Origin of the sequence: Nostoc sp. DedQUE07 (genome assembly GCF_034530975.2) — a bacterium.
Classification (GTDB): Bacteria; Cyanobacteriota; Cyanobacteriia; order Cyanobacteriales; family Nostocaceae; genus Nostoc.
This window is the reverse complement of sequence record NZ_JAVRCC020000009.1, coordinates 138,730-162,647: the sequence shown is the minus strand read 5'-3', so window position 1 is coordinate 162,647 and position 23,918 is coordinate 138,730. Positions and strand designations below refer to the sequence as shown.

16 protein-coding genes are annotated in these 23,918 nt (G+C 40.3%); 1 reads left to right on the top strand and 15 read right to left on the bottom strand.

Annotation, left to right across the window (positions count from 1 at the left end; translation table 11 throughout):
* Positions 1–5: 5 nt before the first annotated feature.
* The 15 genes from RMZ95_RS10440 to RMZ95_RS10370 form a co-directional block, all read right to left on the bottom strand.
* Positions 6–530, bottom strand: a complete 525-nt coding sequence (locus RMZ95_RS10440) for a Rab family GTPase (RefSeq protein ID WP_322686754.1) — start codon at positions 528–530, stop codon at positions 6–8.
* Positions 531–580: 50 nt separating this feature from the next.
* A complete protein-coding gene (locus RMZ95_RS10435) occupies positions 581–2,761 on the bottom strand; it encodes an OmpA family protein (protein WP_322686755.1) in 2,181 nt (726 codons plus the stop codon).
* A 125-nt stretch (positions 2,762–2,886) separates the two neighbouring features.
* Complete coding sequence (locus RMZ95_RS10430) at positions 2,887–3,522, bottom strand: hypothetical protein (RefSeq protein ID WP_322672429.1); 636 nt, start codon at positions 3,520–3,522, stop codon at positions 2,887–2,889.
* A gap of 227 nt (positions 3,523–3,749) precedes the next feature.
* A complete protein-coding gene (locus tag RMZ95_RS10425) occupies positions 3,750–8,462 on the bottom strand; it encodes a response regulator (RefSeq protein WP_322686756.1) in 4,713 nt (1,570 codons plus the stop codon).
* A 228-nt stretch (positions 8,463–8,690) separates the two neighbouring features.
* Positions 8,691–10,040: a hypothetical protein gene (locus tag RMZ95_RS10420; protein ID WP_322672431.1), complete on the bottom strand. Its 1,350-nt coding sequence runs from the start codon at positions 10,038–10,040 to the stop codon at positions 8,691–8,693.
* Between the two features lie 592 nt (positions 10,041–10,632).
* On the bottom strand, positions 10,633–10,845 hold the full coding sequence (locus RMZ95_RS10415; protein WP_094351406.1) for a CopG family transcriptional regulator: 213 nt from the start codon (positions 10,843–10,845) through the stop codon (positions 10,633–10,635).
* 56 nt (positions 10,846–10,901) lie between these two features.
* Positions 10,902–11,576, bottom strand: a complete 675-nt coding sequence (locus RMZ95_RS10410) for a response regulator transcription factor (RefSeq protein ID WP_322686757.1) — start codon at positions 11,574–11,576, stop codon at positions 10,902–10,904.
* Complete coding sequence (locus RMZ95_RS10405; protein WP_322686758.1) at positions 11,573–12,997, bottom strand: HAMP domain-containing sensor histidine kinase; 1,425 nt, start codon at positions 12,995–12,997, stop codon at positions 11,573–11,575. The genes RMZ95_RS10410 and RMZ95_RS10405 overlap by 4 nt, the downstream gene beginning before the upstream one ends.
* Positions 12,998–13,402: 405 nt before the next feature.
* Positions 13,403–16,099 carry an MGH1-like glycoside hydrolase domain-containing protein gene (locus RMZ95_RS10400; protein ID WP_322686759.1) on the bottom strand — a complete coding sequence of 899 codons (2,697 nt, stop codon included), beginning with the start codon at positions 16,097–16,099 and terminating at the stop codon, positions 13,403–13,405.
* 221 nt (positions 16,100–16,320) lie between these two features.
* Positions 16,321–16,776 carry a VOC family protein gene (locus tag RMZ95_RS10395; RefSeq protein WP_322686760.1) on the bottom strand — a complete coding sequence of 152 codons (456 nt, stop codon included), beginning with the start codon at positions 16,774–16,776 and terminating at the stop codon, positions 16,321–16,323.
* 34 nt (positions 16,777–16,810) lie between these two features.
* On the bottom strand, positions 16,811–17,812 hold the full coding sequence (locus RMZ95_RS10390; RefSeq protein WP_322686761.1) for a glutathione S-transferase family protein: 1,002 nt from the start codon (positions 17,810–17,812) through the stop codon (positions 16,811–16,813).
* Positions 17,813–17,951: 139 nt separating this feature from the next.
* Entirely contained in the window at positions 17,952–20,003 is a 2,052-nt protein-coding gene (locus RMZ95_RS10385; protein WP_322686762.1) for an amylo-alpha-1,6-glucosidase, read from the bottom strand.
* A 184-nt stretch (positions 20,004–20,187) separates the two neighbouring features.
* Positions 20,188–20,829, bottom strand: coding sequence for a GNAT family N-acetyltransferase (locus tag RMZ95_RS10380; protein ID WP_322672438.1), 642 nt, complete (start codon positions 20,827–20,829; stop codon positions 20,188–20,190).
* A gap of 200 nt (positions 20,830–21,029) precedes the next feature.
* Complete coding sequence (locus RMZ95_RS10375; protein WP_322686763.1) at positions 21,030–21,848, bottom strand: PD-(D/E)XK nuclease family protein; 819 nt, start codon at positions 21,846–21,848, stop codon at positions 21,030–21,032.
* A 90-nt stretch (positions 21,849–21,938) separates the two neighbouring features.
* Entirely contained in the window at positions 21,939–22,166 is a 228-nt protein-coding gene (locus RMZ95_RS10370; RefSeq protein ID WP_322686764.1) for a hypothetical protein, read from the bottom strand.
* A 1,122-nt stretch (positions 22,167–23,288) separates the two neighbouring features.
* On the opposite strand from RMZ95_RS10370, the gene RMZ95_RS10365 reads away from it, so the two are divergent.
* Positions 23,289–23,840: a PadR family transcriptional regulator gene (locus tag RMZ95_RS10365; RefSeq protein WP_322686765.1), complete on the top strand. Its 552-nt coding sequence runs from the start codon at positions 23,289–23,291 to the stop codon at positions 23,838–23,840.
* The last annotated feature ends 78 nt before the right edge of the window (positions 23,841–23,918 follow it).

Here is a 23,918-nt window from a genome sequence, read left to right as displayed (position 1 = left end):
CTTAATTAAATTAAACGAGTGGCTAAAGCTTGAAATATTTTATCAACATTATTACCAGTTTTAGCTGAGGTTACATAAGTGTCTAATATATTAGCTTGATTAGTAAATTGATGCATTTCCCGAATTTTTTCTAAATATTCGGCTGCAATCATATCTGATTTGTTCAGTGCAACAACAATATAGCTGTTAGGATTAACAGCTAAAAAAGTTTGAATATGCTCTTGGATATGATTGAGGGTTTCTGCTTGTGTCACATCACCGACTATCACAGCACCTTTAGAACCTTGAAAATAATTTTTAGCAACTGCTTTAAACTTATTACTACCTTCAATATCCCAAATTATTAACTGTAAATTTGGTTCAACAAGTAGCTCTTGTTTTGAAATAGTAACCAATTTACGAGAAATTTTTACTCCTACAGTTGAAAGGTATTCATCACTAAACTGACACTCTACAAATTGCCGAATCAGACTGGTTTTACCAACACCAAAGTCACCAAATAAGCATATTTTTTTAGAGATTGTAGACATAATTTAAGGAAAGTAGAGAATGTTTTATCAAAATCATAACTACTATAAACTTAAAATTGCTTGTTTATCGCTTCTAGAGCGACACAACGACTTAACCACAAAGGTTGAGTTTCATCAATTCCTGGTGGTAAATTTGTCCTACCAATGACCTGTAGGCGAGATGGCTTGATGCCTAATTTAATCAGTGCTTGTTGTACAGCCTTTGCTCGCGCCAGTGCCAATTTTTGAGATTTGTTCGCGCCAGTACGGTCACTATAACCAATGATTTTTAAATGCTTATTTGGGTGCTGTTCGAGGAAAAACTTGACCTGTTGAACCTTGTACGCTAAATCTACTCTCATTAAATTAGCTGAGTTGGGTTGAAAGTAAAATCGAACTTCAATCTGTGGGGGTTCTACTCGCACCGCACTAGACACAGATTTTACGCCGGGAATTTGCGCAAATGCATTCGCAATAATCTGAGCATCTGCAATTTGGTTGACAGTTCCTTCAACAGCTACTTTACCAGCGATATATTGAGCGGAAATTGCTATATCGTTAGTCTGATTTAAAACTGCTGTAACTCGTTTGACTTCAGCAGCAGCTAATACGGGATCTGCTGGTACTTCTACTAATAAAATTTGATTGTCAATCAACCAATTAGGAGAGGTGATTTTAACAGTTTGCTCGGCTTTCTGACGAAGAAGTTGATTAGGTAATCTTCCTGTTAGTTTTATTTTGTTGTGTTCTACTTGTACAGTAAGCCGATATACGGCTAGTTCTGGAACAGAAGTTAGAGCCAACGAAGTTTGATTTTCAATGGAATGTATAATTGCACTACGGTATTGCCAAATACCCCAAGGAATTAAAATGGTACCGATAAATGTTAAGACTAATATCTGTAGTGGCGAGATTTTCGCTTTCTTTTTATCCGGAATATCTGAATTTTTTAGCTCTTCTAGAAGTCTATGAATTTCAATAGGAATTAAATCTGGATCGCCGTCAAATTTTTCAATTATATTACCATGTATTTTAATAATTTTGCTGAATGTTTGCCGCATTTTCCAAATAAAATTTTTGCTTGGTTCTCCTCGCACAACAATCGCTAAATAACAGTATCCGGCAACTTCTAAAATTATTTTGGATGTTCCATATTCAATTGCATCTAATTCTGTTATGCTTCCAGATTGATTGATACAATCATTGGCAAAGCTACGAATTGCTGTCAGCATTCCTGCTACCATTTCAGCCTCTAGCTGCTCTACATGAGAGTGCTGAATATCTGAGATAACTAAACCAGATGTTTTATGAATCAAGAAAATGGCTTGAATTGTAAATGGCAGAGCTTCTTTAAGAATTAATTCTGCTTCTGAAACTCCCTGGAGCTTGGCACGAATTTTACGTTTAATACCTTCAACGCTGAGGGTTTCTTCAACTTGTCGGTTAATGGCACGGATTGTCTCTGCCATATATTTGGCTATGGTACTACCAATAACTGGGTAGAGTGCATCCACCACAATATTCTGCTCAATTTCAATTTGCTTTTTTATGGCTCGTCCCATTGCCGGAGCGATCGCATCTGAAACTTCTTCTGGAGCTATAATAATTTGCTGGGAAATAGCTAGAGGAATTACAGGTGCGATCGCTGTACTCATACTAACTTTATTTTGTTCAGTGCGACTGCGGATAGTCTCATCAATGATCGGAGCGATTATTTGAACAATTTCCTCTCTTGACTCTGTAATCTTCAGCTTTAAAAGTTCAGAAATCCACGGTAGTAATAGATTTATTAACTCTTTAGGGTCATAAATTTGATGCTCTATTTTTGTTAATTTTTGTTCCAACTTATCGGTAATATTGTTTATTTCTGTTAGTTCATATCCGACTAATATCTCCCGTAATTTTTGCAATGCATCTTCTGAGTTGTCTAATTTTTCCTCAAATTCTGTAAATATTTCAATAGATTCTTCTAATTCTTCTTGATTAGTTTGTGAGTAATTAGATATATCTTGAGGAAAATTAAAATCCGATTCTAAATAAGCTTCACATACTTCTAATGTTACTGGAGGAAGTTGCAGCAATTCAATTTCTTCTGGAATATACTTATTACTATTATCAGTTTCTGATGGTAATAAAGGAGATTGCTCAGGGGATTCGATAATTTTGAGATCGATAAGCAAATGCAGCAAATTGTCAAGCTGCACAGCTGTTTCTGACTTCAACTCAACAGATTGAGAAACCGAATTTTCCACCTGAGTTATCCTTTTTAGAGTGCTGAGTTAGAGTTTGTGAGTTAGAGGTTATGAGTTTGGAGTCATTATCTCCTTCATATCTCTTTACTTTCTGACTTGATTATGAATTTAATTCTGCTGTACTGTTAGAGTGAGTTAACACTTACTTTTGATAACTTTGTAGTTTCTAAAAGCGGTACAGCAGTATATTCATCGCTGCGTTCATTGGCTGCTTCTCGCAATTTAGGAATAAATTCAGTTTCTTTCAGACGCATTCCCAAGGCAAACAAAGTTTCAGCCATATCGTCTTTAGAAACTTTCGTGTCTGTCAGCTGTGAGAAGCGCCGATCTATTTCTTCTAAAATCAGATCCCGTAATGCCGTAACATCATCTTGTAATTGGACTTTAGTTTGAAAGATTTCATCTCGAATCGAGGTAGTTTGGCTATCTAAGGTTTCATCAAGCGACTGAACGCTGCTAGAGAACTTTTTATTAAGTCTATCAACCTGTTGCCGTAAGTCAAGAGTTTCTTCTTGAGTTGCGAGGTTCAGTGATTTCAGCTTTTTATCCAGCGACTCAAATCCCGCTTTTAGTTCGGCCGAAAAGTTAGACTTGAGTTGCTCAACATGCAATCGTGTCTGTTGTTGCAGGAGAGATACATCTGACTCCAGCTTGCTAAATCGATTTTCGTACTCTCTTAGCTGGGTTCCAAGAATAATATCGCGGATCTGATCGATATTACCAAGTCTTTCTCGTACATCGTCTCTACTCATCTGACTCATTAGGAAAACCTCACTTTTTGGGAATCAATTGGGAATAATAGATGATGTATTTAACTGATATTTAGGCTAAAAATTCTTAGCTTATGATGCAGCTAACTCACCGAATATACTTTGTTATTATTCCCAATCGGTTAGAATTTCTATCTTTAAAATAGAAAATTAATAATCAGGAATGTAAAATAAGTGTTTTTCATAAGTTACTCAGAAAAAGCGATCCAGTGAATTTATTAAGAAATATTATTATTTAAGGTTGTGGCGTTACTATCTTGACAATTCAAAAAATCTTGGATGCGTTTAATAAAGTCTTCTAACTCTACGATTAAGTTACTAGAACCTCGACGCTCTTGGTTATGAGCTAGTTGTTCTAGTTTTTCTGCTGCCAGATGCATGGTTGTAATTCCCATATTGGCACTAGAACCTTTAATTTGATGGCCTTGGAGTATTATTTGCTCAAAGTCATGAGCTGCGATCGCTATTTTAATTAACTCTAGACGAGGTTGAATATCCTCAACAAATATTTGCAGTAGTTCCAATTCAAATTCTGGGTTGTTTTCTGAGAGTTGGTGCAAACGTTCCCAATCAATTGGGAGGTTAACTGCACCGACATCTGTTGTCGAAACTGTTTGTTCTATGGCAGTTGTTTCTTTTGCCTCGAATATCACATTTCCCCAACGCTCTAGTGCTGCCGCCAATTTTTCTTTGATTACTGGCTTGCTCAAATAGTCATCCATTCCGGCATCTAGACACATTTGTTGGTCTTGTCTCATGGCATTAGCTGTCATTGCAATTACCACAGGACGATAACCACTAGCAAAGCTGTTTTCTTGCCAACGATGAATTTCTTTTGTGGTTTCTAAACCATCGAGAACTGGCATTTGGCAATCCATCAGAATTAAATCGTAGGGAATTTTTTCTAATAGTTGCAAAACTTCTTTCCCATTACCAGCAACATCAGCACTATAACCCAGACTTTGAAGTTGTTTCAAAGCAACTTTCTGATTCACCAAATTATCTTCAGCTAAGAGAATTCTTAATTTGTGGTAGTTAGGAGAATAATAGTTGCGGTTGTTTTCAGAATTTTTCAGTTTGAAATCCTGACTTCTGACTTCTAACTCCTGAATTATGACTTCTGTCTCCTCTTCTGGCTGCGTTCCTAAAATAGTCATCATGGTATCGAGGAGTCGGGACGGCTTAATCGGTTTGACTAAATAAGCCGCAAATCCTATTTTTAGCGCTCGTTGGATTTCATCGCGTTGATTAGTAGAGGTAAGCATAATTAAAGGTAGCCCAGCGATCGCTGAATTTGCTTTAATTTGTTCTCCTAAAGTCATGCCATCTATTTTTGGCATCTGCATATCAATCACAGCTATGTCATAGAAATTTTTTTGCTTGGCGGCTTCTTGAATAGCTTTGAGGGCAGTAGTAGCCGAGGCTGCTTGATCCACCAGCATTCCCCAACGAGTAGCTTGATGGTAGATAATTTTGCGATTAGTAGCATTATCATCCACCACTAACAAGCGGCGATTGAGCAAAAGTTCGCGTTCGCCTTCTAAAGAAATAGGGTCGAGTTGCTTGGCGAGAGTTACTTCAAACCAAAACTTAGATCCTTTCCCCAAGCGACTTTCTACGCCCATTTCTCCTCCCATCAAGCTTACCAGTTGCTTACAGATGGCTAATCCCAAACCTGTACCGCCATATTTGCGGGTGGTGGAAGCATCTACTTGGGTAAATGGCTTAAAGAGTTTGGATTGATCTTCAGGGGTAATGCCAAGACCGGTATCTACGATCGCAAAATAGATGGTGGCTGTAGTCAAGGAAAGCGTACGCAATTCTGCTCGTAATACTACCTCTCCCTTGCTGGTGAACTTGATTGCATTGCTAATCAGGTTCATAAGAATTTGTCGCAAGCGGCCGGCATCGCCTTGGAGGTGGGTGGGGACGTTGCTGTAAATTAATCCTGCAATTTCTAATCCCTTATCATGGGCTGAGGGAGCCAATAATTCCAATACTTCTTCTACACAGGTAGATAAGTCAAAATCTAGAGTTTCTAGTGCCATTTCCCCAGCTTCTAGTTTGGAAAGATCCAAAATTTCGTTGATTAGGCTTAAGAGAGCATCGCCACTAATACGAATTGTCTCCATAAAATCTCGCTGCTCGGAATTTAGGGGAGTTTCTAACATTAAGCTTGTCATCCCCAATACAGCATTCATGGGAGTCCGAATTTCATGACTCATGTTGGCCAAAAAGGCACTTTTGGTTTGAGAGGCTAATTCAGCTTGGTGACGAGCAATTTCGAGTTCTCGTCGTTGTTGAGTTTCTGCATCTAACATTTGGGCTTGGGCTAAGGCAATACCTACTTGATCGGCTATTTGGCGTAAAAGATGAGTTTCAAAGCTAGACCATTGGCGGGAACTGCCGCACTGATGGACAATCAGCAAACCGCAGAGTTCTTCTTTGACAAGAATGGGTATGACTAAATTACACTGGACTCCAAATTGTTGCAGTAATTCGAGATGATTTTTTTGGACTTCAGCTATATCCAAGTCAGCAAGTCCCAGATTCGGTTTTTGACGGTACTGTTGTAGATAGTACTGCTGGATGTATTCAGCTTGAAAGTAAGCATTGACTAGCTGTTTCTCTTTAATTGCTAGCCAGCCAGAAATTACTGCCTCAACCACGGTAGCTCCAGAGCCATCAGCCAAAGGCTGATAAATCAAAACTCGATCGCTATGGAGAATTTTTTGAACCTCGGTGACAGTGATTTGGAGAATTTCTTTGATTTGCAAAGACTGACGAATCTTGAGGGTAATTTCAGTAAATAGTTGCGATCGCAAGTTTTGGCGTTGGAGTTGTTCTTCTGCCTGCTTGCGCTCAATAAACTGCCCTACTTGCTCGCCAATCAAATTCATGACTTTTGCCAAATCTGGGTCAGCTTGCTGGATTTTATGGCTAAAGCAGGTAATGACACCGATGATTTTTTTACCACTACAGATCGGAAAACCGAAAGCTCCGTGCAGTTCTGCTTCGGCAGCGATTTGAGAGCGGATAAAATTCCGATCTTTAACGACATCAGCGATCCAAACAGGTTCAAGACTAGCCCAGACACGGCCAGGCAGCCCAATTCCTGGTGCAAATGTAATCAGCCGACTGAGGATGTCAAACTCTTGCATCTCAAAGGAGATTTTATACCATGAATTTAGCAAAGACAGTAGATTTGCTCGCCCATCTACTATCCAAAATTCACTAAAATCCCATCCCAAACTTTCGCAGATTCCTTGCAAGATTTGGGGCATGGCTTCGTTGATTGTGGCTGACTCTGCTAAGATCCGGGTTGTAACATACTCTGCTTTGAGATGCTGTTCAGTTCGTTTGCGTAAGCGAAGTTCTTCAAAGACATCGCTGATGTCAATACCTGTAGCAACAATGTATTCAACGTGCCCCTCATAGTCTTTCAAGATAGTGTTAGTCCAAGAAATCAGCCGTCGGCTGCCATCCTTAGTTACCCAATAGTTTTCGTATTCTTTGGGCGCTTCACCAGATCGCAACTGCTCAAAAACTGCTTTCACCAGCTCTACCTGTTCGGGAAGTAGAAATAGGTTCCAGAAATGCCTTCCTTTCACCTCATCAAATGAGTAACCAGTAATTTGTTCGCAAGCTTGATTGAAGCGAACGATTTGCCCTTTCGTGTCAAGAACTATTACTAAAGCGCTGGTTGTATTCAGGACTGCTGAGATAAAGTTGCGCTCTTGATTCAGTGTTTCCTCTGTTAATTTCCGCTCTTTTCCTTCACGGTAAATAAAGTAGTAGACTATAGCCAGAATCAAAAAACTTAGACAAATTGCGATCGCCAGTGTCAAAACTGTGTTGTTAGCACTGGCTTTTGCAGCTTGTGACTGTTGTTGAAGCAACCTTCTATCCTGATTTTCTATCTCATGAACGATCTTGCGGATATCATCCATGAGATGTTTTCCTTGATTTGTCTGGATTACCTGCAACGCCGCCTCAAATCCCTGATTTTGACGCAGGTATATAGTCTGCTTAAGTATGGTAAGTTTTGCAGCTATCAGAGATTCAAGAGTTGCGAACTGCTTTTGTTGGTTAGGTTGATCTGCAATTAAATCCTTCAGTTTTACAATTTTGCGATCGATGTTTCCAATTACTGCTTGATAAGGTTCTAGATAACTTTCTTGTCCAGTGAGGATGTAACCGCGTTGTCCAGTCTCAGCATCTTTCATCTCAGACAGTAATTCTTCTAGTTGATTGATTTTCTCTTGGGTTATTTGTACTTGCTTATTCGTATCAATCAATATATGTGTGTTTTGATAAGAAATCACGCCAATCAAAACTAAAACTGCCGATGCTAACCCAAACCCTCCAGCTATCCTTTGAAAAAATTGTTTGCGTGTCTTCTGGGACTGTTTGCGTGTATCACTTGCCAATACCAAACTTGCTAAATTGCGGCGCATTTCTAATTGCTTAATTACCTGGCGACCAATAATTCGTAATGCTTCAACTTGTTCTGGAGAGAGGTTTCTTGGTACACGATCGATTACACAAAGTGTTCCTAGTGCATATCCTTCAGGGTTAGTTAGCGGTACTCCAGCATAAAACCGAATATTTGGGTCAGAGGTGACAAGGGGGTTTGTTGCAAACCTTTCGTCAGCTGTTGCATTAGGTACAACAAAAACTTCAGGTTGCAGAATAGCATGGGCGCAGAATGCCAAATCACGGGGTGTTTGTAGGGCATCCAAACCGACTTTTGACTTGAACCACTGACGATTAGTATCAATTAAGCTGATTAAGGCAATGGGAGTTCCACAAATATATGAGGCTAAACGGGTGAGGTCGTCAAAGGCTGCTTCCGAAGGAGTGTCGAGTATTTTATACTGCAAAAGAGATTCAATTCGCTGTGTTTCGTTATCAGGTAATGGTGCTTTCATTCTCCAGCCTTATACCATTTTGGATTTTAAAAACAGAATTCAGAATGATGAATTCAGAATCCAGGAGTTAGAAATTAGAAGTTAGAAATTAGAAGTTAGAATTAAAAATACTTTAATAGTCAAAGTTTGTAACTTTCAAAAAATCAAAAAATCAAAAATATATAGAGCTTGATTCTATATTCATTCTGAATTCTGACTCCTGAATTCTGACTCCTGAATTCTTTTTTGTTAAAATTTGACCCGCAACTGTCCTGTGAAGGAATTACCACCGTAGGCGCTTCCACCGGTTTCTTGATTGCGGACATTACTAAAGCTATAGCCCAAGTCTGCTTCTATACTGGGCGACAGTTTTACCGTACAGCGCGTTTGATAGGTATTGGCGTTGTCAAATTCTCCTTTAAGTCGCTGCCGTCCTAAATTGGCAGCGAGGCGACAGCGTAAGAAATTAGCAATATCTCCTTCCCAAGCTACCTCACCGTTGTAAACTAGGAAATCTGGTGGAGAAAAATAACCGCTTGTGCGTTCTAAATCGCGATCGTAACTCCAAGTAAATAAGTTAGCTGCCAAAGAAAATTGTCCGAACTTGCGCTCTAACCTACTAAAAGATTGCACCTCGGAATTACCATCGTTATAATTACCCAAACGCAATGACGAAAACAAGCTGGTATTACGGTCAATCTGCCAGTATAAATCAGGGCCAAATCGCCAAGCAGTAATTTGATTGTCTAAAGTTCGAGCGTTAGATTTATAAGGCCCTTGTTCTAAATTACCTGATATTATTGCTGCCGATAGCAATCGACCTGATGACGAAACTCGCGGCGACGAAATGGGAGCATCCACTTTAACATTGAGATTGATCGCTGTGGGTAAACGATTGAACACATCGACTCCGGCTGCTGTTTGTAGAGTTAGTTGTCCAATTTTTCCTTGCCATCCAACTTGCAAAGGAAAATTGGTAATTGATTCAACACCGCGTTGCTCAAAGAAGTTAAAACCTGTCTTGAAAAATATTTTATTGCCATTTCTCAATCGAAACTGAGCTGTTGGTTCTAGGAAAAAATTTGTTTGGCCAAAGTTGTCTGTCTCATAGTGATAGTCTGTATCAATACTTTCCAAAACTGCATCCGGCGTTTTTGCTTCAGTGGCAGTTGTTGGCGGACTAGAATTCTGCTGCGGTGGTTCGGGTAGCGATCGCGGACTAGAATTCTGCTGCGGTGGTTCGGGTAGCGATCGCGGGCTAGAATTTTGCTGCGGTGGTTCGGGTAGCGATGGTGGTAATCGCAAATCAGGATTGAAGTTTTCCGGTGCCGCCAGCAAAATAGGTGTTGGTTTTAATCGATAGGGGAGTGGTTTTGAGTATTGTGCTGACTCAGAATTTACTGTGGTGACTTGCTCAGTCAATCCTAAAGGTGATTTCCAGGTCTGATGTGCTTGGGCTGCTTGTAATTTAGCTTCTGATAATATCCAAATACCTACGCTACAGATTACTCCTAATTGAATCTGTAGGCATCCCAAAAGAAATACAGCGTACAAACTATATCGAGAAACAAAGAGATAAGGTCTTAAACTATATACCATCGGTTAATACTATATTTGTAAATGCAAAACTTGCTGCCAAATAGTTTTCTGGCTGCTAGCTGATGTATTCGGGCTGGAATTATGATGCCCATAATCGATGCTTGTTAAGACATAGGAAAGGCAAAAAGCGTAAAGGCATTAATTTGGCGGGATATAGAAGTTCCCAGGTGCATAAAGTACATATCAAAACCCCACCCCCAACGCCTCTCCTTGATGAAAAGAGGGGTTGGGGGTGAGGTTAAGCTGTAGCTGATTCTGATTAGGAAACGCTAGACATCTTGCAAAAGTAAATTTTGCAAGATGTTGGGGAAAGATTAAAGGGAAAGGGAAAATTCCATCCTTTCCCCTTTAGAGGATGTCTGAAAAGTTTTTTTTGTATACATCTAACCCTTGGAGATCCCCATAAATCCCCCTTAATAAGGGGGACTTTAAGACTCTTATTCCCCCCTTTTTTAAGGGGAGCCAGCGCGGTCTTGGGGGTTTCCCCCATGAGCGACTGGCGTGGGTTAGGGGGGATCAAGAAATATTTGATACTTCTCAGACATCCTCTTACCCCACTTCTGCAATAAGTCTGCTATATTCGAGTCGATAGTTAGTGTGATTTTGACGAACTGCCAACAGTGATTTTTGAGTCTGCTGTTCCCATCTCAGAGTTTTCAGCATTGTCAACCTCAAGACTTCGGAGCAATTCTCGAATTACATCTGTTGCTGGTCTTCCTGTGAGAGTACAGTATTGTTCAAGTTTCTTCATTTCCTCGGTTGTGAGATTTACTGTCAGTCGTTTAACCGCCCATTTTTTCTTCATAATTTTCTTTTATCTTGAATATGTTGCTTTTTCTCGAAATCACCAACTCATTACGATTACTCCCGTAGTGCATAGCCTACACCACGGACTGTATGAATCAAACGTCTTTCATTATTTTCTTCTAACTTGAGTCGCAAATAACGAATATATACTTCAATAATATTAGAATCACCCATGAAATCGTAACCCCAAACTTTCTCTAAAATTTGATCTCTAGTAAATACTTGACGAGGATGTGAAAGGAGATATTCTAATAAGTCAAATTCTTTTGCTGTTAACTGAATGCTTCGTTTTTCCCGAAATACTTCACGAGTGCGCCGATTTAAGCTTAAATCTTCAAATTGCAACAAATCCTCGTCTGTTTCTTGCGTGCGCCGGAGATGAGCGCGAATTCTAGCTAATAGTTCCTCAATGCTGAAGGGCTTAACTACATAATCATCAGCTCCTGCATCTAATCCGGCGACGCGATCGCTAACTTCATCTTTTGCTGTCAACAAAATCACTGGTACTGTACTACCTGTTGTTCGCAAACGCCGACAAATTTCTAAACCCGTCAACCCTGGAAGCATCCAATCCAGAATTGCTAAATCTGGTGAGGAGTCTCGCGCTAGAGTCAAGCCTGCAATGCCATCATGAGCAACACTTACTCGGTATCCTTCGCTATTAAGCTCTAATTCGACAAATCGCGCCAGTTTGACTTCATCTTCCACCAAAAGGATATGTGCTGTCATATATATATAGGTAAACTGATTGTAAACATACTCCCTTCTCTTAACTTTGATTCCACACTGACACTACCCCCCATCCCTTCTACAAGTGTCTTAACAATCGATAAGCCCAAACCACAACCCCCAGTATTATGAGAACGAGATTCATCTACACGATAAAATCTCTCAAATATCCGTGCTTGCTGTTGCAAAGGAATGCCATAACCTTTGTCACAAACTTGAATAATAGCCCGATCTTGAAGCCGAGCTAACTTAAAAATTATGGGTGTGTCAGCGTCAGAATACTTAATGGCATTATCAATTAAATTTAATAATACTTGTTTAAAGCGACTATAATCTGCTTTGATCTCAATTGGATAAATTTCTGATTCGATTGTAATTGTGCGATCGCTATATTTTTTTGCCATCATGACAACTTCTTCAACCAAGTCATTCAGCACATAAGATTTCATTTGAAAATATAAGTAACCACTATCTGCACGTGCTAGATCGAGTAAATCTTGTAGTAGGCGGATAGTGCGTTCAGCTTCCGATGCCGCAGTTTCTAAAGCTTCTTGTTGAGTTTGGGTTAAGTTATTCTGCCTTCGCAAGACGCTTTGCAAATAACCATGTACAATCGTTAAAGGTGTGCGTAATTCATGGGAAACATTACTCACAAATTCTCGCTCTTGCTCCCATGATTGAGAAAGGCGCGATAACAGCATGGTTAAAGTTTGAGCTAATTCTTTAACTTCACTGGGTGCATTATCAAGATATAGCTGTGCTTGTCCTAAATCTTCAGCGGAAATCACAGAAGCCATTTGATTTAGCTGGCGCAAAGGTTGCAGAGAACGCTTAATGTAGAATGCGATCGCAGCAGTTAAAACAATAATTGCCAAAGCACTAGTAATACCTAAACTCTGCACCATTACGATAAACATTTTCTGTTCGCGGGTAATATCCTTGACTACAAATAACTCACCCAATAACTTACCCTGCACTTGCACAGAACTACCACATAAAACAAAATAGCTTTGGTTTACTTTGTAAACTTGTGGTTTAATCGGCATCTTTGTCAGAGTCATTAACTCAGCTATCGTAGCATCAGATAATAAATCCAAAGTGGTAGATTTTGCCAAAATTTTATTATCAGGACTTTTTAGCCATAATAATATGTTAGTATTTGCTAAATTATTAATAGCCTTTTGCAACCCAGTTTCAGGTTGCATCATTTCACTATAAATTTGCACATCTTGCGGCAAACGCTTGGCAATTTCTTCTATATTAGATTTATGACTATCAACTAAAATTTGCTGCATTTTCCAACTAGTCCATGTAGCAAGGCTACCTAATACCAAAGCTGAAAATGATGCAATACCAACCGTGAGGCGTGATTGCAAGGAAAATGGATCTATATTTATCCTAACTTTTATGATTTGCTTCACTGTTCCGGTTGCATTTTAGGTGTTTAATAAATCTTAAAAAATAAAATCAAACTGCTAAATGTGAGCTTGCTGTTAACTGTTACATCTTTAGTTATAGCTGATTTTAACTTACTTCTGTTGCATATCTACAGGGAAAAGTACAGCTATTACCAAAAGATTGCTAAATATTTTTATCTCATCGCCCTCTCAAATCCGCGAATTATTATTTAATAATATAAATGCATTTACTAGTAATTAAATTAATTTATGCTGAGAATTACCTTAAAATTCGTAATACTATTTTTTATACTTCTAGCTTGACTAAACGCAGATATTAAAAGTAAATTTTGCTATTTAACCAGAAAGAATAAAGGCAAATAACAAGTCTTTTGAATGAGGGTGAGGTAGGAGTGGGTTTAGATGTACTTACCTTATTTTATCCTTCTCTATTTCTGGTTCTTGATGCTGTGCTTCATATTCACCAAATTGCTGGATTAATTTGGCAACTAAACCTGTCCAGCCAGTTTGATGACTAGCACCAATTCCGGCTCCGTTATCACCATGAAAATACTCATAGAATAAAATCAGATTTTGCCAGTGTGGATCGTTTTGAAACTTTTGCATTCCACCATAAACAGGACGTTTACCAAAAGAATTTTGCAAGAAAATTCTGGTTAATCGTTGAGATAATTCTGATGCAATTTCCCAAAGTGTCATCATTTGACCTGAACCTGTCGGACATTCCACTTTGAAATCGTCTCCTAGATAATAATGAAACTTTTGCAGAGATTCAATTAGGATAAAATTTACCGGAAACCAAACGGGGCCGCGCCAGTTAGAGTTACCACCAAATAAACCATTAGTAGATTCAGCCGGTTCATAATCGACTCGAAATTGCGAACCATTAACATCAAAAATATAAGGATTTTCAGCATGAAATCTCGAAAGTGCCCGAATGCCATAAGGGCCAAAAAACTCGCTTTCATCCAGCATTTTTTGCAGAATACTTCTGAGCTTATCTCTAGAAACGATCGCCAGTAATCTCCTCGCCCCCACTCCTTTGGTTTCCATACAAGCCACATTTTGCCGCAAATCAGGACGGTTTTGGATGAACCATTCCAATCGCTTTTTAAAACCAGGAAGCAATTTTAAAGTTTCTGGTTCAATAGTTTCAATGGCAAATAGAGGAATTAAACCTACCATTGATCTAACTTTTAAGGTAATTTGCCGTTCGGGTAAATGCAGCACATCGTAGTAAAATCCATCGGAATCATTCCACAAACTAGCTTCTATTTCGCCGATGTTATTCATAGCATCGGCAATGTAAAGAAAATGCTCAAAGAACTTGGTAGCAATGTCTTCGTAAACAGGATTAGTCTTGGCTAATTCTAAAGCGATCGCTAACATATTTAAACAATACATTCCCATCCAACTCGTACCATCAGATTGGTCAATGTGCCCGCCAGTAGGTAAAGCTGCGCTGCGGTCAAATACGCCAATATTATCTAAACCGAGAAATCCACCTTGAAAGACGTTATTACCCTGAGTATCTTTGCGATTTACCCACCAGGTAAAATTGAGCATTAGTTTCTGAAATACCCTTTCTAAAAACTGTCTATCTGTTCGTCCGTAAATCTTCTGCTCAATCTTGTAAATTCGCCAAGTTGCCCAAGCGTGAACAGGTGGATTAACATCACCAAAAGCCCATTCATAAGCAGGAATTTGCCCGTTAGGATGCATATACCATTCCCGTGTTAAAACATCCAATTGATACTTAGCAAAATCAGGATCGATCATAGCCAAAGGAATAGTATGAAATGCCAAATCCCAAGCTGCAAACCAAGGATATTCCCACTTATCGGGCATAGAAAGAATATCTTTATTGTAGAGATGAAACCATTCCCGATTTCTCCCTTGTTGGCGTTCTGGAGGTGGTACTGGTGTATTGCGATCGCCTTTCAACCAATCCTCTACAACATAGTGATAATATTGTTTACTCCACAGCATTCCAGCAAATGCTTGTCGTTGCACATTTCGCATATCTTCACTGAGAGGAAATGGTGTAACGCGCTGATAAAATTTATTTGCTTCCTGTTGTCGTTCCCAAAAGATTATATCAAATTCTTTGCCAAATGGCTCAACTAAATTATGTACATCCCTCAATCGCAATTTAACGATTTTCGTTTCACCTGCACCAACTGTCAAAAAATAATCGGCAGATGCTTTAGTGCCAAATTTATTTGGATTTATTACCTGTTTTTTACCCTTAACAATGTAATCATTAATGCCATCTTTGACATAGGCAGACGAATTAGAATAGCCAAACAATCGCTGACAATTTATTTCGTTTTCTGTAAAAAGAATTTCGTTTGCTTCTTGACAATACAGCCATCTTTTACCTAAAGTTGGATGAAACGCCTCAATTAAATTAAAGCCATTACCAGATTCGACCTCTTTTAAAGTCGGTTTGTTGATATCTCCATTCCAACACCAAGTATTACGAAACCAGAGAGTAGGTAATAGGTGTAGGGTTTTTGCTTCCGATCCTCGGTTGATTACTTTTATTTGGATGAGAATATCTTCAGCATTATTTTTGGCATATTCGATAAAGACATCAAAGTAACGATTTTCATCAAATATACCTGTATCTAGTAATTCAAATTCTGGCTCTTGGCGATTTCTGCGTTGATTTTCTGCAACCAATTGGGAGTAAGGAAAGGCTTTATGGGGATATTTATAAAGCGCTTTCATATAAGAATGGGTAGGAGTATTGTCTAGATAAAAATAATATTCTTTAACATCTTCCCCATGATTTCCTTCGCTACCAGTTAGACCAAAAAATCTTTCTTTGAGAATAGAATCTTCACCATTCCAAAGTGCGATCGCAAAACAAAGTCGTTGATGATTATCAGAAATGCCAGCAATGCCATCTTCACCCCAACGGTAGGCGCGAGAACGAGCCTGATCGTGGGTAAAATAGTCCCAGGCTGTACCGTTGTGACTGTAATCTTCGCGCACCGTTCCCCATTGGCGATCGCTTAAATATGGCCCCCATCTGCGCCAATGAGCTTTGTGAGTTAGGGCTTCTGCTAATCTAATTTCTTCTTGGGTTAAAATTGTCATAATATCACCCTATGCATATCTGTATTTTAGTCCAGTTAATTTGCTATCTGGAGTATACTTTTTCTACCTAAGATAGGGCTGAATTTATAATTAATAATTGATAGTAAAACTGGTATACTAATAAAATTTGCGATCGGACGATCGCAAGTTGAAAATAAGCAGACGAGAGCGGCACTATTTATTAACCACAAACAGCAAAAAGGACTAATGCTAACTTCAACCTATTGGTTGATAGTCTCTAGATATGGTCGCGGTTGGTGAAAACCCTGAAGTGAAGCATCGACGATCAGGCAAACTTCGATATGCATACCATCAGGATCGGAAAATGATAAGTTAAGTACTGGGCCAAGGTCGGCGATCGCGCCATCACTCACACCTCGATCTATGAGTTTGCGGCGGATAATCTGAAATGCTGATTCTGTTGGGGCATTCAAAGCTAAGTGGTCGATGTGTCCCCGTGCAAACATATCCGGCAATCCAGAACTATGAATATTATTAGGCATCTCTGCTGCGTGAAGCACACTCTGCGATCCAGCTAGCAGAAGTGCGTGACGAAAGGCTGGAGTCGTCTCTTGAAAGATTACTGGCATCTCGAATACATCAGTATAGAAGTCGATAAAGCGGTCGATATCTGCTGTCACCACTGCAACATGGTGGATACCTGATACAAGGCTCATGGTGTTACTCCAGTTAGATTGTGCAATTTCTTTTCTATGAATAGGGAGCGATAACTTCTCTACGAAACGTTTTAGTGAAGCGCTGGCGATCGTGCTGTTGCTCAAAATCAACGATCGGCCCCTTCGGCACAATTCGATTTGGATTAATATCAGTCATGCTCATGTAATAGCCGCGCTTGGTATAGTCTAAATTGCAAGTCGCTTTGAATGGCTGACGCTGATATAGGTCTAGTAGATAATTCCACAGATTTGGATAGTCGATAATTCGCCGCAAATTACACTTAAAGTGACCGTAATACACTGAGTCGAACCGATACAGAGTAACAAACATACAAATATCGGCTTCGGTGAGTTGATTGCCACATAAATACCGTTGCTGGCTGAGAATCGCTTCCCATCGATCTAAACTCTCGAAGAGTTCAGTTACCGCATTTTCATAGGCTGCTTGCGAAGTCGCAAAACCAGCGCGATATACACCAACATTGATTGGTAGATAAATTGCATCGATCGTTTCATCAATCTGATGCTGTAAGTCGCGTGGGTATAAGTCTATTTTTTGTGTTGCCAATTCCCCAAACTCTACATCAAACATCCGCATGATTTCGCGAGATTCGTTATTGACGATTGTTTGAGTTTGCTTATCCCACAATACCGGAACAGTAACTCGTCCTGTGTATTTGGGATTGGCTTTCAGATAAATCTCTTGCAAATATTGAGTGTGATTCACCCAGTCAGGAATAGCTCCCGGTGCTTCAGAAAACATCCATCCCTTGTCGCTCATAATCGGATCGACGATAGAGACTGAGATTACATCATTCAAACCTTTGATTTCTCGCATAATTAAAGTGCGATGGGCCCACGGACAGGCTAAGGAAATGTAGAGGTGATAGCGTCCTGCTTCTGCCTTAAACCCACTAGAACCATCGGCGGTGACGCGATCGCGAAACGTTGTCGCCGTTTCCTTGAACTTACCGCTAGGATCTGATTTATTCCTATCGGTTGTCCATTTGCCTTCGATCATCATTCCTGACGGCATATTTTCCTCCTAACACTAAAGCGTGTCTATAAACTTTTGAGGATTACTTCAGCATTACGCCTTTGCTTTTCTGAAGGATGTGAATTTCTTAAAAATTCTTGACAAAATCGACTTTGCAGATAGACCACGGTTCCCCGTATCAACTCGCTGTCGCCAACCAAGCACGCAAAACCTCTGCCACTGTCCACGCTTGGGCAATACATCCCCGTGGAGTCATCGGGGCATCACCATCAAAAATTTCGCTGAGACTGCCAACACCGTGTGCAGTCAGATGATTAGCCATTGGTTCCAAAAATTGACGAGCCTGTTCGGGATTTTTGTAGACGCGCAGGTGTGCTAAGACGAACGGCCCCAACAACCAACCCCAAACTGTCCCTTGGTGGTAAGCTCCATCACGTTGATACTGATTGCCACCGTATTTACCCTGAAATTGATGATAATCGGGGGCAAGCGATCGCAATCCATAAGAAGTCAGCAGCGATCGCCCGCAAGCTTCCACCACACCCTTCTGCTGGACAGGTGTGAGCGGACTTTCTGGTAATGACACAGCAAATATTTGGTTAGGACGTAGCAACCCATCATCACCATCAGGACTGTCTAAAACGTCATAGCAATAACCTGTCTCTTCATTCCAGAAGCGAGAAAATCTATACTTTGCCCGCTCTGCCATTGCTTCATACTCTTGGTGTGGTTTACCAAGCTGACGGGCGAACTTTGCCATTGTCCGTAAAGCATTGTACCAGAGGGCGTTAACTTCAATCGGTTTGCCAATTCGGGGCGTAACTACCCAATCGTCAACTTTGGCATCCATCCAGGTCAGTTGTACGCCTGCAACGCCTGCATAAAGTAAGCCATCGGCGGCATCGAGATGGATGTTGTAGCGTGTACTGCGACAGTGCCAATCAATGATGTCTGCAAGTATAGGAAAAAGTTCAGCAAGCAAAGTATCATCCTCTGTAGCGCTGTAGTAAGCGCGGACTGCTTCAAAGTACCAAAGTGTGGCATCGACTGTATTATATTCTGGTTGCTCGCCCGCATCGGGAAAGCGATTAGGTAACATTCCCTGGTCTACGTATCTGGCAAAGGTGCGAAGAATTGAGCGTGCTACCTCTGGACGACCAGTGGAAATTGTCAAACCAGGTAAACTAATCATGGTGTCGCGTCCCCAGTCGCTAAACCAGTGATAACCAGCGATGATGGTTTTGCCGTAGGGGTCTTCTGGCAATGAGCGATCGACAATAAACTGGTCAGCAGCTAGTACTAGATGGTCGATCCAGCTAGGTGATTCTTTAATTTTTAGGGGTCGATTAGTTTTCCAAAATCCTGTTAACTTCTGTTCTTGAGCGCGACGTAACTTTAGTGCCGCTTCACCGTTGAGATTTGGTTGTTTTTCTGTGCTGGCTACAAATGCGATCGCTTCCCCAGGATTCAGTGTAACTTCAAAAGTGGCGGCGTGGAGGTGGTCTTCTCGATCTCTCAATCCCCGATAGCGTTCAACTGCCAAGTCAAAGCCATGATACCAATTATGAACAACAGATGTACTAACACGTGAAATGCTGCGTAGCTTGCCGCCGTAGGCATCGCCTTTAGGTGAATCACTCAGTAGATATAGTGGTACAGCACCCGGATAAGCAGTTACACAAATCCCCTGTTCCACCTCCTCAACAGACATCTGCCAACCATTGCTTTGAGTATCGCTGTGATAATCGCGGTAGTTGACTATTGCTTTGAGCGTCAACTTTAGCGGTTGAGTGGCACGACGCAAAGTATACTGAACATAAGTTGTATTAGCGCCTTGTTGCATCCACACCCGTTTTTCTAATAAGGCATCGGCAATAGCAAAACGCCATACAGGAATTGTACCTTCTAGAGAAAAACGTTCAATATGCTGATAACCGTGCGGACTGATAATACCATCTGCCCAACGATTAGTGTCTAGAGAATAAGAGCGAGCCTCCTGCAAAGGAGCTGCGCTAACGCCATACAATACAGTTTCATCTAGTTTTGTCAGCATTAAAGTGCGACCCAAAGGTGGTTTCAATGCTGCTACCAATAGTCCGTGATAGCGGCGAGTCAATAAACCAGCCACAGTCCCAGAGGCGTAACCACCAATACCGTTAGTAACTAACCACTCCCGCGATTCTGCAATGTCAAGATTGCCGCAGATTTCTCGCCCAAATTCTATACACATAAGTCACACCACTTTGCTCTAAATTCAAAATTCACAATCGCCATCATGCTTTTCTCTCTGCGTTTTCTATGCGTCTACGTTTAAAAGTCATTTATTGAACTACAGAGGCGCAGATAACACAGAAAAAAGAGGAATTCTTGTCCAAAAATTTTACCCAAATTGAAAGGGCTACTCCTAACTTTTGTTAGATTGGGGATTGATCCTCAGTTATTTGAGATTCACTCACTAGAGGATTGAGGACGACTTCATTTGCTACACTATCAGCTTTACGGGCACGAATTGCTGGACGCGATCGCCTATAACCTGCTCTTTCAGCTTTTTGGTGTTCGTAATCAATCAATCTGCCATAATATTCATGCTTGCTTAAATTCATCGACAAAAAAATATGCTGGCGGATATTACCAAAACCTTTGCGATTAAAAAACTTTAATGCTGAAGTATTGGTGGGGTCAGTGTCTACCAGCATAAACCGCGCCCCATCTTCAATCATCCGAGCGACAACTTTATCAACCAACTTGTCTGCAACTCCCCGACGCTGATACTTCGGACTAACTCCCAGCCATAAAATATACCCATAAGTCCAAGATGCTTTGGTGATGATGGTTCCCAAAACGAATCCTGCTAATTCCCCATCTGTTTCAGCCACAAGACAGTATTCTGGATCGGTGTTATAAAGTCCAATCACTTCCCATTCATCCCAGGTGCGGTATAAATAAGGATATAAATCGCTGGTAAATAACCCTTCTCCCAAGTGGTAAACAGGAGCAATGTCATCAATTCCTAATTCCCGTACATAAATTGCTTCAGTTTCATCAAAAGTTGACATAAATTTAGAAATTGTGATTTATTTACTATAGATATGTTGTTGAATGAAAAAAAAGAGCATTTACCGAATCTAGCTTTTTAAATCAAAATGCTTTCAAATGTTTTAGAGTTAGAAAAAGGACTTTACATTACTTTTTAATTTTCCACAAGACTCTACAGATATAAGGAATCTGTTTTAGCAACCAAATCCTGCGGATAAAATCAAAGTGAGACTTCTTGAATACTGTCAAAATTTGGCAATGAGTCTTTCACTGCATCTTCAGTCGCTTGGATGCGTAGTTTACCGCCGTAGGCATCGCACCGTTTGGCAAACTGACAATAATCACAGTTTTTGCTACCCTCCACCACTTGGGGAAACTGCTGGTTATTTTGATAATTTTCCAGCCAATGAGTTAACTGACTTAATAGTTGATTAAGTTTCTTTCCTGTTTGTGCGTGTTGAGCAGTACTGTAATTAAATTTAATATTTTGCGGTTTACCCTCAGATTGGACAAACCAATAAGTCATAGAAATCTTTTCTGGCAAATAGTCGCTAGTTTCTGCCAAAACATACATATAAAGCCGTGTTTGCCAGTTTGATTCTAACTTGCGTTTATTGGGTGGTTTAGGATAAGTTTTCCAGTCGAGAATTTGCGCTTGTTGGTTATCTGCAATCAATAAATCATAGATAACTGTGAGCAAATAATCCTGAACTTGCAGAGTCCGGTAGTGTTCGCTTTCACGGAAAGTTTGATTATCAGATGCAGCCGTTAAAATTTCTGGCGCTGCATCAGCAAAACCTAGCATCCAGCTTTGCAGTTGAGCATCTGCTTTCAGGAAACTATCAATTGGCAAACCCATTTCTCGCTGCTGCATTAGCAAGTGAAAACGACTACCCAAAGTTAGCCGTTCTTCTTGTTCTGGATTTGAGGGAGAATTAAGTTTTTCGAGATAGGTATGTTGAAATTTACGCGGACAAGCTTCTAGTAAGTTAAGTTGTCCTTGAGACAGTCGCAATAGTTGAGTGGGAGTTGACAGCATTCTTCTATTTTAGAAGTAAATTATAATCTGCAACTCACCTTTGGCAGACTATCTGTAAAAAACAGGTATTTTTTACTGCTTTTACATCTGCTATTTCAACTCGTCTCGATCTACCTCATCGTGGCGATCGTCGGAATGTTTACTTTTTCCTTGGGACTTGATTGAGCCAAAGCTGTAGGCTATAGCTATTTTAACGATGTCAAAATATGCTGGGTGATTAGCTTTGTTAACGATCGCCAAAGAAATTGACCCTGCCACTAAGATTACTAAAAGTGGCGAAAATGTTTCTACTCCAGAGCCGTTATTGTTGTTAGGCATGATACGATCTCCAAGTGAAAAGTTACGAAGCCTTTGGCTGACTTCACTCAGCGAAAGGCTATTTATGGTCAATATGAGCCTTAACCCCAAGACTCGAAGATCATAGCGATCGCAAATAGACAGACTAGGAAAATCGCTATCTTCGCAACCCATGACCGGAGACTTGCGGATAAAAGCATCCCAACTATTGCATTTGCCCCAAAAGTGTGAGACACAACAAAGGCTATTCCCAGCCCCAGCAGCCCCAGCAGAAAATATTTGAGTCCTATACAAAACCACCTGAACAACAGATTATCGTTATCTTTGAGACTGGGTTTCATAGTTTTTTTCCTGTTTTGAAAGTTGAATCTAGGTAGCAGTTTGCGCTCCCCCGACCACACTAAAGAAACAGCAAATCTCCACAGCTTTGCTCCCACCAAGTCAAGGTAGACAAAAGTCCTACTCCTGAGTGGAGTGGGAATACCAATCAAAGGTGATCTTGATATTTGCAGATGATGAAAAATTAAGCTCTTTGATGAATTTCCAGGGCAATCTGGATATCAAAAATTAGGCGCTCAATGCGCGTAATTGCATAGAAGGCGTACTACGCACATTGAACCCTCGAAATTCCTACAGGTAACTTGTATACAAATTGCCTGTTTCAGAATTTACAGCTCCAGTCTTTGCCTTTATGTCTTACTCACGAAGTTCCTTTTAATTCACCCTTAACCTACTAGGTTACCGCGGTTTCTACTACTAACTATAAAGTCACTTAGTTTCTAAGTCAAGTAACTAAGTTACTGAGGTCAAGGTAAACTGTAGAGAAAATTATTTAAACAGCTGGGTATTGGGGACTGGGGACTGGGGACTGGGAAAAAGTTTTTTAAAATTTGGTGGTGAGAAAAAGCCCCCACCATAATTTTTCGATTTGACACCCAATCCCTAATCCCTAATCCCCAGTCCCTTTTACCTACCTATTGTGAGATGCGCATCTCACTCACTCGTAACTAGCCCACAGGTAACTTATGCGGCTTGGCCTTTACGGTATGACAGAGAATGCTGACAATTGAACCTTGGGTACTTGGCTAAAAAAGCTCAATTTGATATTGTTGATCGACATATCAGATTGATATATATATCAAAATGCTGAAGTTGGCGGTATTAGGTTTATTACAGCGAGAACCATTAAACGGTTATCGGCTCAAACAGCAACTAGAGATGTTTATGAGTTGCAGTATTTGTGTCAACTATGGCGCGATTTATCCTTTGCTGAAGCGCATGGAAGAACAAGGTGAAGTGATTTTATGTGCAGAACAAGGAGAAGAAGGTGGGCAGTGTGGAAAGGTATATGAGATTACACCCCTCGGCAAAAACACTTGGTATCAAGAGATGTTGGCATATCCTCATGAAAGTTGGGTGAATATGCGATCGCGATTCTTTATCAAATTTTTTTTCTTTAGCCATTTATTACCCGAAGAACGAGTCCAGTTAATCGAACATCGATTGATGTTATGTCAGTTACGCCTTGCAGAGAAAAAAGCACTGGAAGTTACTGATGATTTATATCAAGCGAAAGTGCAAAAGCGGGCAGTTCAAGTCATCAAATCGGAGATTGAGTGGCTAGTTGAGCAACTCCAAACAGAACAACTTCAATTAGCTCAAACGCCAACCTCAATCAAGAGTGCTGAGTACTGAGTGCTGTTAGCGATAGCGGGGCGTTTAGCCCGTGCTGAGTGCTGTACATGGATAGCGAGGCGTTGAGCCAGTGCTAAG